Source organism: Candidatus Uabimicrobium helgolandensis (assembly GCF_041508025.1).
In the GTDB taxonomy this organism is placed as follows: Bacteria; Planctomycetota; Uabimicrobiia; order Uabimicrobiales; family Uabimicrobiaceae; genus Uabimicrobium; species Uabimicrobium helgolandensis.
In genome coordinates, this window is sequence record NZ_CP165719.1 from 6,396,244 (window position 1) to 6,413,411 (window position 17,168).

Annotated in this window: 15 protein-coding genes; 13 read left to right on the forward strand and 2 right to left on the reverse strand. The window is 34.2% G+C overall.

Annotated elements, in window-relative coordinates; genetic code table 11:
- Window positions 1-31 precede the first annotated feature (31 nt).
- Complete coding sequence (locus UABHE_RS23715) at window positions 32-1,864, reverse strand: fatty acyl-AMP ligase (RefSeq protein WP_372365777.1); 1,833 nt, start codon at window positions 1,862-1,864, stop codon at window positions 32-34.
- A 383-nt stretch (window positions 1,865-2,247) separates the two neighbouring features.
- Between UABHE_RS23715 and UABHE_RS23720 the strand changes: the two genes are divergently transcribed.
- The 10 genes from UABHE_RS23720 to UABHE_RS23765 all read left to right on the forward strand — a co-directional run bounded on the left by UABHE_RS23720 (window position 2,248) and on the right by UABHE_RS23765 (window position 13,642).
- Window positions 2,248-3,069: a M48 family metallopeptidase gene (locus tag UABHE_RS23720; RefSeq protein ID WP_372365778.1), complete on the forward strand. Its 822-nt coding sequence runs from the start codon at window positions 2,248-2,250 to the stop codon at window positions 3,067-3,069.
- A gap of 658 nt (window positions 3,070-3,727) precedes the next feature.
- Window positions 3,728-4,291, forward strand: coding sequence for a cysteine dioxygenase family protein (locus UABHE_RS23725; protein WP_372365779.1), 564 nt, complete (start codon window positions 3,728-3,730; stop codon window positions 4,289-4,291).
- An 11-nt stretch (window positions 4,292-4,302) separates the two neighbouring features.
- Window positions 4,303-5,331, forward strand: a complete 1,029-nt coding sequence (locus UABHE_RS23730) for an ABC transporter ATP-binding protein (RefSeq protein WP_372365780.1) — start codon at window positions 4,303-4,305, stop codon at window positions 5,329-5,331.
- Window positions 5,332-5,342: 11 nt separating this feature from the next.
- Window positions 5,343-7,685, forward strand: coding sequence for a hypothetical protein (locus tag UABHE_RS23735; RefSeq protein WP_372365781.1), 2,343 nt, complete (start codon window positions 5,343-5,345; stop codon window positions 7,683-7,685).
- Between the two features lie 311 nt (window positions 7,686-7,996).
- Entirely contained in the window at window positions 7,997-9,331 is a 1,335-nt protein-coding gene (locus UABHE_RS23740; protein WP_372365782.1) for an ABC transporter permease, read from the forward strand.
- Window positions 9,332-9,342: 11 nt separating this feature from the next.
- Window positions 9,343-10,959: an ABC transporter permease gene (locus UABHE_RS23745; protein ID WP_372365783.1), complete on the forward strand. Its 1,617-nt coding sequence runs from the start codon at window positions 9,343-9,345 to the stop codon at window positions 10,957-10,959.
- 14 nt (window positions 10,960-10,973) lie between these two features.
- A complete protein-coding gene (locus tag UABHE_RS23750; protein WP_372365784.1) occupies window positions 10,974-11,237 on the forward strand; it encodes a hypothetical protein in 264 nt (87 codons plus the stop codon).
- An 89-nt stretch (window positions 11,238-11,326) separates the two neighbouring features.
- Window positions 11,327-12,379 (forward strand): M14 family zinc carboxypeptidase, encoded by a 1,053-nt coding sequence (locus UABHE_RS23755; protein ID WP_372365785.1) that lies wholly within the window; start codon window positions 11,327-11,329, stop codon window positions 12,377-12,379.
- A gap of 119 nt (window positions 12,380-12,498) precedes the next feature.
- Window positions 12,499-13,173: a hypothetical protein gene (locus UABHE_RS23760; protein ID WP_372365786.1), complete on the forward strand. Its 675-nt coding sequence runs from the start codon at window positions 12,499-12,501 to the stop codon at window positions 13,171-13,173.
- Window positions 13,174-13,207: 34 nt separating this feature from the next.
- A complete protein-coding gene (locus UABHE_RS23765; RefSeq protein WP_372365787.1) occupies window positions 13,208-13,642 on the forward strand; it encodes a hypothetical protein in 435 nt (144 codons plus the stop codon).
- A gap of 34 nt (window positions 13,643-13,676) precedes the next feature.
- Here UABHE_RS23765 and UABHE_RS23770 read toward each other — a convergent pair whose 3' ends face one another.
- Complete coding sequence (locus UABHE_RS23770) at window positions 13,677-14,147, reverse strand: response regulator (RefSeq protein WP_372365788.1); 471 nt, start codon at window positions 14,145-14,147, stop codon at window positions 13,677-13,679.
- A gap of 126 nt (window positions 14,148-14,273) precedes the next feature.
- Between UABHE_RS23770 and UABHE_RS23775 the strand changes: the two genes are divergently transcribed.
- The 3 genes from UABHE_RS23775 (at window position 14,274) to UABHE_RS23785 (ending at window position 17,128) form a co-directional block, all read left to right on the forward strand.
- Window positions 14,274-14,867, forward strand: coding sequence for an IS607 family transposase (locus tag UABHE_RS23775; RefSeq protein WP_372365789.1), 594 nt, complete (start codon window positions 14,274-14,276; stop codon window positions 14,865-14,867).
- 18 nt (window positions 14,868-14,885) lie between these two features.
- On the forward strand, window positions 14,886-16,430 hold the full coding sequence (locus UABHE_RS23780) for an RNA-guided endonuclease InsQ/TnpB family protein (RefSeq protein WP_372365790.1): 1,545 nt from the start codon (window positions 14,886-14,888) through the stop codon (window positions 16,428-16,430).
- A gap of 236 nt (window positions 16,431-16,666) precedes the next feature.
- A complete protein-coding gene (locus tag UABHE_RS23785) occupies window positions 16,667-17,128 on the forward strand; it encodes a hypothetical protein (protein WP_372365791.1) in 462 nt (153 codons plus the stop codon).
- Window positions 17,129-17,168: the final 40 nt, after the last annotated feature.

Genomic DNA, 17,168 nt, shown 5'->3' on the forward strand with positions numbered 1-17,168 from the left:
CACTTAAAATACTCTGAACTCCCTATATTTTTTATAGGCGAGGAAGTTTATTTTGTAAATAATTTTGTTTACATGCGTTGCGTTGTATTTTTCCACTGGAAGTTTTACTAATAGTTCTTGGAGGTAAAAGAACTATGTCTTTAACTGCTAATTGGTGGTTCTCGTTTATAGCGCGGCGTATTTTCTTACTCACGTCGTCAATTGGATATTTGTCTTTGTTTTTCGATAAAATATTTTTAATTCTACCTGTATCAGCAAGCACATCTTTTACTTCAAGCACCACTACAAGTTTTTCTTCGTTATCAAATAAACATGAAAAAGCAGCAACACACCCTTTACGTACTGCAGGATGAGAATCTTCTATCGTTCGCTCTATATCTTGGGGATAATAATTACTTCCTGCAATGATTATCAAATCTTTTACACGACCAGTAATATATAAATCTCCATTATGAAGAAAACCTAAATCACCTGTGCGTAGAAATTTCTCCTCACCTTCACAATTTGCAGGGCGAGCACCAAATATTTCTTTACTAATTTCGGGCTTGTTCCAATATCCTTGAGAAACACTTGGTCCTCTAAGCCATACCTCACCTATTACTTTTTCCGAACAAAGTTCGAAAGTGTTGCGGTTAACGATAATAATTTGTTGTTCTTCTTGTGTTGTACCACAACTGACAAGCGCTGTACTTTCTTTATCTTCAGCATTACAAGATGTGACGGTGTTAGAAAGTAAATCGTTTTTATTAAAGTAGGATATTCGAGGATATTCCTTACATTTTATACCACTTGCAATCAAGCTTGCTTCTGCTAAACCATAACATGGCAAGTGTGATTTCTCTTGAAAACCACATTCTTTAAAGCATTCATAAAAATTATCTAAAGAATTTTTTTGAATCACTTCTGCACCATTACCTGCCACAATCCACGAACTAAGATCTAATTCTTTTTTTTGCTCAGGTCTTACTTTACGGACGCATAAATCATATGCAAAGTTTGGAGCACAACTTGTTGTTCCTTTGTATTTGGAAATAGCTTGCAACCAACGTATAGGTTTTTGTAAAAAATGTAGCGGCGACATAAAAACACAGTGTCCACCACAATATATTGGTTGCATTATTTTTCCTATAAGTCCCATGTCATGATATAAAGGAAGCCAACTAATCACAACAGAGCACTCATCAAAATATTCCGCAATAAATTTTTGGTTATGTAAAAGGTTACCGTGAGTAAGAATTACTCCTTTGGGGTCCCCTGTTGAACCAGAAGTATATTGCAAAAATGCTATCGTTTCAGAAGAAATATCAGGATATTGCCAGTCTCTATGCAGTTTTTGGTCTATGTTATCGGTAGGAAGCCATTCAATCGTTTTCATATCAATATTGGGAAAATCAAAACGCGAAGAAATCTTTTTTCCTAATTTTCCTAAAATAGGAATATTACCTATTGATTGTGCAAGAGCTATTTTTTTGAAAAAAGACAGTACTTGTGATGAAGTTAAAATCATCGAGCACTCTGCATCATCTAAAATTGTCTGTAAACGCGGTAATGTTTTGCTGAGGCGCATCGGGTCAGGAGGGTAAGCAGGAATTGCAATAGCGCCAGCATAAAGGCACCCAAAAAAAGCAGATATATATTCAATACATGATGGATAAAGAAGTAATACTCGTTTATTTGCCATTCCTGCTTTTTGTAAGAAAGCAGCTATTGCCTTCGCCTGCTGGTCTAATTCTCCGTATGTAATGTCAACAGTATCATTTTCACCATCACGTAGAAATTTAAATGCCAATTTTTCGGGATGTAATTCACCTCTCTTGCAAAGTAAATCTACTAAATTTGTTACTTGCAATGTACTATTTTCCATTGAGTCACGAACTCCTCAAAAAGGCTCTTGTTGTTGTTTTTTCTAGTCTGTAGAATAATTGTACAGTAAAAGCTAAGTACCTTCAATAAAATTCTTAATGAAAGAAACAAATACAATTTTTTTCCTGTTAATCAGAAAACTCTTATAAATTTACAAAATTATTGTTAAAATATTTTCGATATCAAGCAATTCTAAAGCATAATTTCTATTGCGCAACTTGGATCGATGGTATTGATTCATTTAGCTAACCTTATCACATATTGTAAAAACCAAATACATACAGAAAAACAAGGTTGTTATTATTTAGTTTGTGTGTAAAGTAAAAGCACTGCGAAATGGTCGTGGATTGCAGGAACACGCTTAATTTTAAGAGAGAAAATATTATGAATAAAATAGTTGTCTTATGCCTAGTTACCTCGTTGTCAGTATTGGCTTGCTCGACAAACGTTATGGGTCGCTCAAGTATGGCATTTATGCCTGAGAGTATGTTAAATAAAATGGGCGCAGAAAGCTATGCTGACCAGAAGAAACAATTGCCGATAAGTAAAGATCAGCGCTCTTCTGAAATAGTGCACCGTGTGGCACAACGTCTTATTGAAAAATGTAAAGAAATGTACCCAAGTGAAGTAGAAGGCTTTCAGTGGGAAGTCAGTTTATTTGACGATCCTAAAACACCTAATGCTTACGCTATGCCTGGTGGAAAAATAGGAATTTATACTGGGATTTTACCTATTTGCGAAACAGAGTCAGGATTAGCAGCAGTAATGGGGCACGAAATTGGCCACGCTATTTTACAACATGGTAACGAAAGAGTAACAACTCAATTAGTTACAACGGGTGCGATAACTGCAGTTGGTGCAGTGGCTAGTGTATCAGATATTTTTGGTGATGAAACTACAAAAGGTGCAGTAATGGGAGCCTTGGGAGCTGGAGCACAGTACGGCGTTGTTCTTCCTTTTTCGCGAGGAAACGAAAGTGAAGCGGATGATTTTGGCATAAAATTAATGGCTGCAGCAGGTTATGACCCAAGTGCGGCACCTCAAATATGGCAAAATATGAAAAAACTAGGTGAAAGTGGACCAGAATATATGTCAACTCATCCCTCTCATGACCGTCGTATACAAGATTTAGAAGCACAAATGCCTGCAGCAATGAAGTTTTATGAAAAAGCACCTCAAAAGTACGGTATGGGTGATCGGTTTTAAGGAATGTTCCAAAAATAATTCCTAAGTAATTAGGACGTGTCGACATTTATCCTCCTTATAATTTGCCCATTTTAGAGAGTAGTGAATCTCTAAAATAATTCACATTATAATATTAAACCTAAACGTCGATACATCCTAAAATTCTGATAAAAGGGTACTAAAAAAATATCAACATTGGAAATGCTTATTACATTTAAGATATTGTTAATTGGTCAAACACTACTCCAAATATCTAAAAGTGAGATTTATAAGTTTTGCAGTCATAATAGCTTCGAGTAAGGTAGATATTAACAAATAAAGATGTAGACACAGCAGAAATCTCAGCTATGGCTGAGATTTCGGTCACAGTTTTTTTAAGTAATATTTAAATTGATGACCCCTATACCTTAAAATCACTAAAAAAAATCGTATAGTTTCTAAAAAACTTAAAACATCACTTGATCTGGGTAACAATTTCCAGTAAATTTTTACCAATCAAATTTATTTACTTAACAAAACAGCTACTTAATTGTGTAACTCAAAACAACAAAACAAAAATCAGTAGTGTATTTTGTTAGACTATCTAAATTATTTTTCGAATTTTTATGCATTTTTTATGTCATATATTATTAATAGAGCGTACTCGGTATTTATTTAAATATGAAGCGATGATTTGTTTATGGAAAAGAAAATCAGTAGTTTAAAAAAGCTTATAGAAGCTTTAAACCCGGACTTTAAAGATGTTGAAGTATATACCCAGGCAATGAGATCATTAAAATTAAGTGTTGAAAGTATTCAGAATCACTGTAGTTGGCGAGAAGATTTTTATACACGCAACTTAGTAAAAAAAACAAAAGCATATGAGCTTATGGTTCTGTGTTGGCCTTCTCATCAAACAAGTCCTATTCATAATCACCAGGGGCAAGATTGCTGGATGCATGTTATTTCAGGTGAAATAACAGAAATTCAGTACCACTGTTTGAAAGACGAAGACTCAGGAGCTTGGCGTATAAAAGAAGGCGATCGTTTGACATGTCGGCCTAGCGAAACCGCGTACATAAATGATAAAATTTGTTTGCATCAAATTTGCAATAATAGTGACCAACCTGCTATAACATTGCATTTATACTCGTATCCAATAGAAACGTGCAATATATACTGTTGTAAAACAGGAAAGGTTACTTCGCGGAAATTGAGCTATAGTTCCGTTGATGAAAAAGCAGTAATACCCAACACCCAATAGGACATTTAGTTATGAAAAATAGCCTGTTTGAAATTCGACAAGTCATAATGAAAGCGCGTAAACAAGGATGGATTCCAGAGGAATCTATTGGCAAAATCAATCGAATGCTACGTACGATGGAAAACGCTGGCGTTCCAGAAATTCTTACGCGATTTCAAGAAGAAAAAATTCTGAGTGAAGGCGAAATACAGTTACTAGAAGCACAATTGCGTCAATACCGAGAAGGTGCACAAAAAAAAGGTGTTATTAAAAAGAAATTATTTTCCCTCAGAGATGTTTATAAGCATTACAAAACTCCAGAAGGAACTTTTTATGCATTAAAAGGAATTTCTCTTAACATATACCACGGAGAAATACTTGCTGTTTTAGGGTTTTCTGGTTCAGGAAAATCCACATTTCTAAATATACTAGGGCTATTAGTTACAGCAGATGAAGGCAGCTATATTGACTATAAAGGAACGCGCTACGAAGAACTCAGTAGCAAAGAGCGTGATGAACTTCGCAAAAAAGAATTTGGATTTATTTTTCAAGAGTCACATTTGTTTAACCACTTATCAGCATTAGAAAATGTTGCTCTTCCACTGCGTTTACAAAAAAAACCAAACAAAGAATGTACCGAAAAAGCCGCATCTATTCTTTCGCGCTTTATGACTAAAGATGAGCTGAAAAGTAAAAAAGTTTTTTTTAATAAAAAACCCAATCAATTTTCAGGAGGGCAAAAGCAACGTATAGCTGCAGCGCGTGCTATGGTACACAGTCCTAAAGTTATTTTTGCAGATGAACCAACAGGCAGTTTGGATTATGATACAGGACAAATGGTAATGGATGCTCTTTTTGAAGCAGCAGCAGAAGAAAAAGTAACTGTTATTTTTGTAACCCACAATCACAGCCAAGCTAGACAGTATTGTGAACGCTTTGTATGGATGGAAGGGGGAGAGTTCAAAAATCAAGTTGTTCATTCTCCAGAAAACACAATGGTTCTCGTAAAACAATTGACCGGAAAAGAACTCAGTAAGAAAAAGAGATCCCGTCCTAGCTAAGGAGTTAGAATATGTCTTTCATACATAAGTTGTCATGGTTCTTAATATTCGTATACATTAGTACAGTAGTAATCGCTGATGGCGGCGTCAAGAGAAAACGTACTCCTCGTTGGGGAAGTGAACCGATAATAAACGAATATGGTGATCCAATGGTCGCAACTATTATTCAAGGAAACGTAAAATCTGGTCGCGATCAACTGTTTATGTTTTCAGCATATTATGTTTATGGCGAAACAGCAACAGAATGTTATCTGGGAATTCCTCAGGAAGGTGATCTTCCTCTTGAAAAACGCATTGGTTGGGTAAAAAAAGAGTACTTACTTTTAAACCCTGAAGCGTTAAGAACGCACTTTAAAATCTTTCGTAAAGCAATAGTATTTGATAATAAACACGAAAATCGAATCCCTATTTTTGACTCTCCACATAACGATGCAGAGGAAATGGGGAAAACACCAATGTTTACTTTTTTTTACATTTACAAAGTTATTGGAGATTACTACTTAATTGGTTTATCTCCTAGTGTTGATCTTGAATACTGTAACGATGAAATTTTAGGATGGATTCACAAAAAGACTTGTCGTGAGTGGAACACACGTCAAGCCGTAGGACATGAAAGAACTAATCGTTGGCGACGGTTACAACAAGAAGAAAAAGACAAAAATGGTCTTGTCAAAGTTTTTGCAGATGAAATTGCTGCCAAAAATTATGAGCTTGATGCTGTTGTAAATGAAGAATTAGAAACAACAGTTTGGCGTTATAATATGCCGCGATACCCACTTCTTGAAAGTAAAAGCGTTAAGAGTAAGCGTTTATTTCAAGTAGCGTTTTTAGGTGGTGATAAAGGGTCCGCTCTCCAAGAAGTTATTTCGCGAATCAAAGAAAAAAGAGAACAACTCTCTAAAGTAGATATAGTGTTTCTTGTCGACGCAAGTAGCCGCCAAAATACCCGTAGACAAATTCAAAGAGCCATTAGCAAGGCAATCGCCAAGATGAAACAATTGGAAAATCCTCGCGATAAAGTCGTGGATTTACAAGTTGGCCTCATTTACTACAGTGATTTCAGCGAATTACAGACATACCGTTATAAACGTGGAAAAATTTTTCAGCCACAAGTTGTGCGTTTGCATTCGTTAACAGACAACATTAAGCGTTTTGAAAGACATTTTAAAAGACCGCATTTTTATGGCCAAAAGGAAAAAAGGAAGTCTTTATATTATGCTGTAGATGTTGCGATGAACAAGCGTGTAAGATGGAGAGATAATAGTAGTCGTTATATTATCGCTCTAGGATATTCAGGAAACCATGATCCTAAAGCAGCGGTCAAAAGCGACATATCAAAGTTAGAAGAAAAAGATATTGTCGATGCTTTAAAATTGAATAATGTTCAGCTCCACGGTATTCAACTACCACACAACATTGAAGCCAATCCAAATAGCAACTCTTTTGTTGAGCAAATAGCAGCTATTGGCGGTCAAGTAGGTAGCGGTGGTTCATTTCCTGCTTGGAATTATTCTGAAGGCGACGTACAAAACAACCTTGAAAATGTTCTTAATATCCTGTTTCGTGGTATAAAGGAACAAATTCGCGTACGTCAGCAAGTAATAGGCGATCTTGAGCATGGGCTTGATGCTCAGGAAATAAGTAAACGCCATCATCAGAAATGGGAAAAATTCAATGAGAGAAAACAAAAAGATTTTTTCCGTTTATACATAAAAGCAAAAGCTCCTGGTACACTCCTTAAAGTATCTCCTATCTTGCATCATGATACTGTTGATACGATGAATAAGTCTTTCATTGAAAAAGAACAAATTTCTATAGAAGACTTCAAAAAAGGTGGCGTTTTTTACGACAAAGGTTGGACTTGGGAATATAATCCAAAAACCAATATTAGGCAAATGCAAGTATATCTACTCATGAACAAAATGGAACTAAGTCGTTTGCTTGGTTTCTTATCAGCTTTATTACAAGAGTTAGAACAAGCATCTAAGCCAGAGCAATATCTAGAAATATGGAAAACACTACTAAAAACAACACTTGGTATTGACTCTGTTCCTGCTACAGAACCACTTGACAGTTTAATGAAACAACACACAGGTTTACCATTTATGAATGGTCTGTTGAGTTATACCCTAGATGACTTTGTTGAAAAAGCACGAGATCCTGGCTTTCGTAAGGATTTACTCACAAAACTTAGTGCAAATACCAACTATCTTTTTGATGTTCTTTCTGATAAAGAGAAAGAACGTATACAAGATAAAAATGGCAATGTCATGACTAAAGCAAGAAAAAGGTGGTGGAAAGAGCGCGAAAATGAGTTAGAGTATGCATGGATTGAAATCGAACTTTTTCCGTAAACCACAAAGTTATTTAATATTTATAAAGATGTAGGGACATTCGTAAAGAGTGTCCCTACATCTTTACAAAAGCGCATTTCTAAATTTTTACTGACTGTGAGAACTCATTTCGGACACCCACCCTAACTAAAGCGTGTTCCTATTCAAATTTTATTCACTTATAAACAACTTTGAATAGGAGCACGCTTTATTTATAAATGATTTTAGGGTAGGAAATATGCATTTAGTGTCCACATTCTAAAACAACAAATAGTTGTTGTGGATGGTCATCATTTTAAATAATCTAAGTTGCGATTTGTAAAGTAAAAAATATGAAAAACACCTATATTTTAAGATACACATGGGGAGATATCTGGCACGCAGCCAATCGTCCTTTTACCTTAATAAACATTGTTGCTATCGTTGTATCTGTTACTACACTTGTTTTGCTTTTAGGAGGGCTTCAAGCATTTCGCAATAGTAGTAATGAAAGAATTGGAGATACAGGGTTGCGGATTGAAGTAACTGCCCACGAAGAAAGCAAGATCAGTGATCAGCAAAAAAAGTCTCTCGCGAATTTAAAAAATGTAAAATATAGTTATTGGTGGAAGCCAACATTATTTTTATTTTATAATGCTCAAGGGCATTTATATGACGGAATTGGCGGGCGAACAATTGATTTACAAGATCCATTACTCAAAAACCTAAAAGATGTGCGAAACGAACAAAAAATAACATTTATGAGCAAGTCTCAAATTAAAAACAGTATGTTTGGTGAAATAGGAATTATTGTTCCGTTTGTCATGTTAAAACAACTCTCTTACTTACCGTCGTCGGCTAAAATCGACCAGGAAAAAACCTGGAAACATGTTCCATTTCCAACAACTCTAAGGGTAAGGATTAAGGAACAAGGAACCTCAGGCACAGCAATGGATATTGATTTGCCTATTGTAGGAGTAATTAGCGGCACTACATCAGGTCGCTACTTAGTGACCAAAGAGTCCTATGAAATTTTAGGGCTACAATGGAGTCGTTCTTTCATGCCTCATTTAAAAAAACGTGATGGCAGCCAATTATTTCCCGATGAGAAAAAATCGGAAGTAATCCCTACTCTTGCTCCTTCAAATGATACTCATGCTTCTGCATATGTTAGTGACCGCAAACATCTTCTCTCCGCTTTGCAAAAAATACGAACTCTTAATCTACGTGCCTCTTCAGCGCTTGAATTTCACTTACAAGATTATGAACAGCAAGAAACTTTCTTTATTGCTGCGGCTGGTGGAATTTGCTTTGCGTTATTTTTATTTACGGGAGTTATTTTATTTGCCACTTTTTATGCGCTTACTTTACGTAAAAGAAGAGAGATTGGTATTCTAAAATCTTGTGGAGCATCTTCATGGCTTGTTACTAAAATTTTTGTTTCTCAAGCGCTCAGTATTGGTTTTTTAGCTATTAGTGTAGGGCTCGCGACAGGTGTCACACTTGGAACACAACTGTCCAATTACGTTCAAGAGAAACTACAAATACCCACAGCTTTCTTTTCAATGCCTCAAGAGCACGTAGCTCTTATCTTTGTTTATGGTTTATTGTTTTGTTTAATGGTGACGTTTATACCTGTTCGTATGGCAGTAAAAGTCGATGCTGACACTGTTATTAGAGCAAATTAAAGGATATTAAAATGAAGTGGGGTTACATTGCTCGTTATTGCTGGAACTCGATACTAGGAAAAACCGATCGAATTTTTTCTTTTCTAAGTATTTTTTCTATCATTGTAACGATTACAATTTTTATATCACTCTCTGGTTTGCTGTATTCATTTAAAGAATACACAACCCAAGTGCTAGACAATCTTCCGTTAAACGTAGAAGTTTTTAAAACAAAAAACACATTGCAAAATGACATTTCTAGCCAAGAACAAAAAATTATCAGTATTACTGGTGTTGAAAAAATCTCAAAACGAGTTCCAACCTTTTTATCTTTTTACAATGCAAAAGGAAAAATTGTACTGGCAAAAAATTTACCAAAAGGAACAACTTTGCGTCCCAACATAGACGAAGTAAATCTAAAAGACATAAAAAATGAGTCTGTGTACCTACAAAGCAAAGAACAACTAGAATCTCGTTTCGATGAAGCAGGCATAATTGTCTCGTGGCGCTTTCTCAAAAAGCTTGGTTATATTACCCAAGAAACTACAGCGAAAGATTCGCAGCAAAAAATACCAGAACAAATATTTGTTCATGTTGTTGACAGTAATACCATTCCACCCATTGAAATAAAATTGCCTGTTCCTGTCCGGGGTGTCATCGAAAATTTACCTCGCTCTGCCTACATCATCACAGAAGATTTTTACAATTTATTGGGAAATTGGTATAATGATTTTCAATATCTCATTACTGATTTTACAGGGAAATCCCTAATAAAACCAAAAACACAAATTCGTCAGGCCTATTATGTTCTAAACGAAGACGAACTAATATGGACAGAAGACAATATTGAAGATATCGAAGATTTCGTAGACGAATATGAGATGGAAGTTTATGTTGAAAGTTGGCAAGTCGAAGATAGACTAGAAGAGCGCCTTGTCTTTGGTTCTTATAATGAAGATTTCCTGGACCAAAAAATAATAGCAGAAATAGATGAGAAAATACGCTCTTACCAGGAACTAAACAAAGTAACAAAATTTAAATTTGTCGAAGAAATGCCCGAAGTTAAAAGTTGGGAAGCTTTTGACGACTTAAAATTTACACGACAATATATGCAGGCAACAGTTTATCTAAAAAACAGAAAATACATTCGCGATGTCTTGGGAAGTTTACGCACCATGGGTTTATTTGCTTCTTCTCCTTTGGAATTGGCATTAAATACTTTTGAAAAACAAGAACAGTTTTACTTTGGAGCAACTATTGTTATTTTTTCCTTAATTGTTTTTCTTTCTGGAATTGTTTTGTTTAGTACATTTTATACTAGTGTTCAACGTAAACAAAAACAAATTGGTCTTCTAAAGGCAATAGGCGCTTCTAATATGCTGGTTACATTGTTATTTATAATAGAATCCGCTCTCATCACTATAGTGAGTGCTCCGTTTGGGGTAATTATTGGCAAGTATATTGGTGTATATGCTGGAGGATGGATCAATAGTATCGCGAAATTCGATGGCGGTGGAATTCAATTTGGTCTTCCACAAATATATACAACGATTATTGTTGGTGCCGTTTTTCTTTGTTCGTGGTTAGCTATTTTTGCTCCTATACGAATGGCAGCCAAAATAGAACCAGCACAAGCTGTTCGCTCTTAAGGAAGGATTGAAGCATGGTAATAGTTTGGCGTTTTATTATTCCTATTCTACTGATTCTTGCCGTTATTCGTTGGATCATTACCACAAAAACGCAAAGATCAAAACTCGGAAATTTTTCTTATCCAAAAAACCGCAACTCTCAAGGTTTTAAATGTGCTTATTGTTTGTATTGTAAGAGATTAGATGATGATGGTGTTTTATGTAGCGTAGGAAAAACAAATACTTTTAAAACACCAGTACACATTAATAATTGTATTGACTTTAGCCGAAATTCTTAGAACTTGTTATAACATAATTCTAAGGTGCAAAATTATTCCTTAACTAATTTTGTAACAGATTCTTAAACTTAATTTTTCAGGGAGGTTTCATGAGAATTATTACCATAGCTATTCTCATCATTACTTTAGTTGCTCCTATTTGGGCCCAAGAAGCACCAATTCTTAGCCGCATAGAAATAGAAGCACCATCAACAGAAAAAATGATGCAACTTGCCACTCTCTACGAAGTTCGTGGTGTAAAAGGACAAGTATTAGAGATTATTATTCCCAATGTTTTTATTAGCGAAGCAGAAGAAATCACTGGTACTACTGCAAAAATCATCGAAAAAGATATCCACAAGAAAATAGCCCAACAACGTTTAGACGAATACCCTTCTTATCAGCAAGTTCAACAGCAGATGAAATCTTGGGAAGAAAGCTATCCTCAATTTGTTAAACTTGAGCAGTATGGATCTTCAACTAGCGGTTTACCACTTCTAGCACTTAGAGTTTCTGATAATGTAAATAAAAAAGAAAATGAACCTTCTGTGCTGTTAACAGCTGCTACCCATGGTGACGAACTCATAACTGTAAGAGTAATGCTGGCTATCATGAAAAAAGTGATAGAAGGCAACGGTGCTACCGAAGAAATAACCCAGTTGGTAGCAAATCGCGAAATATGGTTCATTCCTGTGGTTAGTCCAGATGGTTATACAAAACGTCAAAGATACGTAGGCTGGACAGATCCAAATCGCGATTTCCCATGGCCACAAGATCCTCAACACAAATCGATACCGTGTATTCAAGGTTTGCGTAACCTTTTTACACAACATAACTTCTCAGCTAGTGTTGACTATCACGCATCGGGCCGTATGTACATGTATCCTTGGGCTTACACTAAACAAAGTCCATCAAAAGCACAAGACTTTGATGTAATTGCCAAGGGAATGGCAAAATACAATGACTATATATATGGGCAGATATCTAAAGTGATTTATGTCGCCCAAGGATCAAGCTGCGACTACTTTCACTGGAGACATAATACAACATCTCTTGCTGTAGAAGTTGGTACATCAAAAGTTCCGCATGGTGCAGAAATTGATCGCGTGGTTGCCGAAAATATTGATGCGGCAATATTTTTTATTAAAACTGCTCCCAAGTAACTACAAAGTAAAACTCAAAATAACAGTGATTCCTGTTTTGGCACATGGCTGTCAAGCTACGTGTTTTTGCAGGAATCACTTACAATGTAAGTGATCTCTCATCGTTTAAGGAACACGATATGAAAGCGCTTGTTTTTTTATTGCTTTGCATCTCTGTACTAAACAGCCAAGATTTATTTTCCTTCCAACCTATCGAAGAACACACTTTTCAGAAAATATCGACAAAACTCGTAGGACAAAATCTGGTATTAAATGGTAAAATCGAGAAAATAGGTAAACATAATTATTTTACAACCTATTCCTACAATAACAATTTGTTCTCACTACAAAAATACTATGTAACAAATGTTGTTTATAACAAACCACATCCCACATGGGTCAAAATTACAGGAAAATATTCGCAAATTTTGGGCCAACGCATTGAAATTGAAATTCAAGAGTATTCTAACTTGCAAGCAGAATGGCAGGAAGCGTCTAAGAACAGTCAATTATTTATAGAAAAAAATTTAAAAACGTACGACTTAAATGGTTTTAAAACAACCACTCGTTTCAAAGTAGCGATGAGCCATCTCCGTGAGAAAAATCTGAATCTCTCTCCTTATATAAAAATCAATTCTCCGTTGGTTTCTCATGTAGACCACGACAAAGGTATTATTGCAATTTATTGTGGTAAAAATATGTTGCACAAATCGTCCATTCGCGGAGATTTTTTGAGCTACTACGTTGTTTTTAACGTAAACAAAGAAAAAATTATTCGCGTTAGCGTGGTAAATACCGGTTATTTCTTAGAATAAATCAGTACCGTGGTAACTTATTCAGGATATTCTTATGAAGCAAAAATTAAAATACGTTTTGTTCTGCTTCCTATGGCCCTTTCTGTGTAGCTTAATCGTTTTTTCTGCTATATTTATAGACATGAACAATAATTTATTTAATTGGGAGCCTCAGTTTGCATTGCGTGACCTTGCTTGTTTAGTGGCTTGTATGTTTGTAATTGTTTGTATGTATTTTTTAACAAATAGATTGACAAAAACAATTGCTTTATATGCAGCACTTCTTGCCAATATTGCTCTCTTATTGCTTGCCATACACCTACTAGTAAATGAAAATGAAACTTCAAGAAGCACGTTTTTAAACCTTTTAAACAGGACAACACAAAGCCCTTGGTGGTATAAAACCATACGCTCATTTATACTCTCAGTGCCTCTTTTTTTGTGGTTTCGTGCCATTCATAATTATCAGTTAGTTTCTGAAAAAAAATAGACCACAATATTAATTTTATAATTACAAAATCCTATTAAAAATCGAGACCTAAATCATTTAGAAATTTTTGAGTGTTTTGCCTCTTGTATTTATAAGTTGCTCGGTCAGAATCGATAACAAAATTAGTTTGATAATTTTCGATCTTCTCAATATTATTTTCGCTTAGTTTTTGTAATATAAAGTTTATTTTATCGAAATGACATTTTGCACAAATAAAGTTAGCTCCAGCGTTTACTAGCTCTTCGTTACCTTTTTGATGAGATGAAGCAGCAATAATAAAAGAATCATCTTTTTTTTGTCGCACGTAACGAACAAATTCACTTCCTTTGCCATCGTCTAAATCGTAATCAACAATAAAAATAGTAAACTGCTGCTGTTGTGCTAATTTTTTCGCATTATTAATAGTAGGAACAACTGTTACATCATATTCCGATAGGAACGCTTTACATACTGTCTCAACAAAACGACAATTATTCTCCACATATAGAATTTTTATTTTCATCATTTTATTTCCGATTTTTTTGTAAAAAGTATATTAGTATAGTAAATCTTAACATAAATCAATATCAAATATTATCAAAAAATATCAAATTGTTCTTGTCGAAAAGAAAAACTAAAGTATAATAAAGTAATGAAACTATCAGAATATGCAAAAAAGAATTCAATAACTTATTTAACAGCTTATCGTCATTGGCAAAAAGGCTATATAAAAGGAAAACAACTCCCGTCAGGAACAATAGTTGTTTTCGACGAAAAGGAAAAAAAAGCTAAGGAAGAAAAGCCAAGCGTGATCATTTATGCACGAGTATCATCATCAGAAAATAAAAAAAATCTAGAGTCTCAGTGCAACCGCCTAAGAGATTATGCAAGTGCTAGAGGCTATCAAATAGCAAAAGAAGTCAAAGAAATAGGATCTGGATTAAATGATAAGAGAGCAAAATTAAAGAAAATTTTAGAATCAGATGATTGGGAAATTTTAATAGTAGAGCACAAAGATCGTTTGGCAAGATTTGGATTAAATTACATTGAAATATTATTAGCAAAAGAAAATAAAAAAATAGAAGTAATAAACAAAACAAGTGGTGATAAAGAGGACTTGATGCAAGATTTCGTAAGTATAATTACTTCTTTTTGTGCTAGATTATATGGGTTGAGAAGAAACAAGAGGCGAACAGAGAAAATTATAAAAGAGTTAGAAGAAGAAATGAGTAAAACTGAAAAATAAGTGAGTTTAAGCAAAATTATGAAGCTCGTAGAAAAACATCATATAACAAAAAATAATAAAAAATACTCTGAACTGGACGACTTAAGTTTCCGTTCAAAAAATCTATATAATGCTGGATTGTATGTAGTGCGTCAAAATTTTTTCGCAGGAAAAGGTTTTATAGGTTACGAAAATCTTCAAAAAGAGCTACAACAAAGTAAGCAGCCAGACTATTACGCACTACCAACAAAAGTAAGTCAGCAGATATTAAGAGTATTGTGCAAAAACTTCGAATCATTTTTTAGAGGGTTAGAAGGATACAAGATCAATCCAAATAAATTCAAGGCAAAACCAAAATTGCCAAAGTATAAACATAAGAGTAACGGACGGAATATAGTTTTATACCCAATAGATGCAATAAACAAAAAAGAATTAACAAAGAACAAAATCAAGCTATCAATGTGTAACATAACATTGTCATGTCAACAAAAACACATCAAACAGGTAAGAATAGTTCCTCGATATGGAATGTACAAAATAGAGATTGTTTACGAGAAATCAGTGTATTTACTCAAAGAAAAAGATATCACGTCGGAATTTCTCTTAGAACTACAAAAAGATACACCAATATCATTGTATTTGAGAAAAAAGTGTTCAAAAATATTGCAAGAAAAAATAGAAAACTACAAATGCGATAAACCAGCAAAGTTATTAAAAAAAGCAATAGCAGATAAATTGAATTCTTTGATCAAAACAAAAATTTATAACAAAGATATTTTTGATTCTGTAACACTATCAAAAGTAACAAAACAAATATTAAGTCAAAAGCCAAAAGAAGAAAAGTTACTTGAGTTCAATAGATTATTATTAGAAGATTGTTACAAACAATTAGGAAAACATAAAGTTCTTAATCCTAACCTTGATAAAAACAAAATCGCTGGAATAGACATTGGGTTAAACAACTTAGCGGCTATAACTTCAAATCAAAAAGACTTCACTCCTGTCTTGATTAACGGTAGACCTCTAAAATCGATTAACCAATTTTTTAACAAAAAGCGTTCTTGTTTAATGTCTTATATCGGTAACAAAGGAACTAGTAGAAGAATTGAAAAACTTACATACAAAAGAAATTGCGTTGTTAGCAACTACCTTCATCAATCTAGTCGCTATATCATTAAATTGCTAGTTGAGAAAAGTATTGGAACATTAGTTATTGGCAAAAACGATGATTGGAAGCAACAGATTAACATTGGCAAAAGGAATAATCAAAATTTTGTTTCTATTTCCCATTCTCAGTTTGTTAACCAACTTACCTACAAAGCCCAACTTGCTGGTATTGAAGTTCTTATTCAAGAAGAAAGTTACACTTCTAAATGTTCTTTCTTAGACAGTGAACCGATTAAGAAACATCAAAATTATTTGGGACGCCGTGTTAAACGAGGTCTATTTAGGTCTAAACAAAATATTTTGCTTAATGCTGATATCAACGGGGCAGCAAACATTATTCGAAAAGCAATCCCGAATGCTTTTGCTAACGGGATAGAGGGCATAGTAGTATTCCCCAAAAGGATCACTCCTTTTTAAATGAAAATTCATTAAATGTAATATTTGATAATGTTTTCGTGAACTATTTAGAGTAACGACCTGACGTTTATAAGGTGTATTTAGTTTACTAAATCAGTAAGCGTTATGCCATTTAACAAAAGAGTTGCTTTTTTATTTATATGCCGCAAAATAAATAGAAGAATAAGATCGTGTAACCTTAAATAAACGGCGTAATCCTAAATAAAAGTAACCAACCACCAATAAGGAAACTTTTCATGTCCATAAAAATACTACTTTTGGCTATTGTATTCTTACTTTCAGGTTGTCTATATCATAGACATCATAATCATTATAGGTATGATAACCATGATGGTTACAAACGTAAAAAACACTACAAACATAATCGTAATAATAACCGCAATAATGTTTATTATTACGATAACAATGGGCATAAACGTAGATACAAACGTAACCACAACAACCACTACAGAAATAATAATCACAATAACTACAAACGCAACCATTACAATAATCATAATCACAGCAATAACTACAAACGCAATAACTATAAAAATAATAACCGCAATAATTACAAACGCAACCACTATAGAAACCACAACCATAGCAATAACTACAAACGTAATAATTACAAACGCAACCACTACAGAAATAATAATTACAAACATAATAACTATAATCGCGGTTACAATCGACATTATCGAAGAAATAACTATTAAAACTCAATTGTTTTGTTGCAAAGAACTAAGAATAAACTTT

Bases quoted from the DNA above. Each gene is read 5' to 3' on its own strand.
- UABHE_RS23715 (WP_372365777.1), bottom strand. From the start codon at position 1,864: ATGGAAAATAGTACATTGCAAGTAACAAATTTAGTAGATTTACTTTGC.
- UABHE_RS23720 (WP_372365778.1), top strand. From the start codon at position 2,248: ATGAATAAAATAGTTGTCTTATGCCTAGTTACCTCGTTGTCAGTATTG.
- UABHE_RS23725 (WP_372365779.1), top strand. From the start codon at position 3,728: ATGGAAAAGAAAATCAGTAGTTTAAAAAAGCTTATAGAAGCTTTAAAC.
- UABHE_RS23730 (WP_372365780.1), top strand. From the start codon at position 4,303: ATGAAAAATAGCCTGTTTGAAATTCGACAAGTCATAATGAAAGCGCGT.
- UABHE_RS23735 (WP_372365781.1), top strand. From the start codon at position 5,343: ATGTCTTTCATACATAAGTTGTCATGGTTCTTAATATTCGTATACATT.
- UABHE_RS23740 (WP_372365782.1), top strand. From the start codon at position 7,997: ATGAAAAACACCTATATTTTAAGATACACATGGGGAGATATCTGGCAC.
- UABHE_RS23745 (WP_372365783.1), top strand. From the start codon at position 9,343: ATGAAGTGGGGTTACATTGCTCGTTATTGCTGGAACTCGATACTAGGA.
- UABHE_RS23750 (WP_372365784.1), top strand. From the start codon at position 10,974: ATGGTAATAGTTTGGCGTTTTATTATTCCTATTCTACTGATTCTTGCC.
- UABHE_RS23755 (WP_372365785.1), top strand. From the start codon at position 11,327: ATGAGAATTATTACCATAGCTATTCTCATCATTACTTTAGTTGCTCCT.
- UABHE_RS23760 (WP_372365786.1), top strand. From the start codon at position 12,499: ATGAAAGCGCTTGTTTTTTTATTGCTTTGCATCTCTGTACTAAACAGC.
- UABHE_RS23765 (WP_372365787.1), top strand. From the start codon at position 13,208: ATGAAGCAAAAATTAAAATACGTTTTGTTCTGCTTCCTATGGCCCTTT.
- UABHE_RS23770 (WP_372365788.1), bottom strand. From the start codon at position 14,147: ATGATGAAAATAAAAATTCTATATGTGGAGAATAATTGTCGTTTTGTT.
- UABHE_RS23775 (WP_372365789.1), top strand. From the start codon at position 14,274: ATGAAACTATCAGAATATGCAAAAAAGAATTCAATAACTTATTTAACA.
- UABHE_RS23780 (WP_372365790.1), top strand. From the start codon at position 14,886: ATGAAGCTCGTAGAAAAACATCATATAACAAAAAATAATAAAAAATAC.
- UABHE_RS23785 (WP_372365791.1), top strand. From the start codon at position 16,667: ATGTCCATAAAAATACTACTTTTGGCTATTGTATTCTTACTTTCAGGT.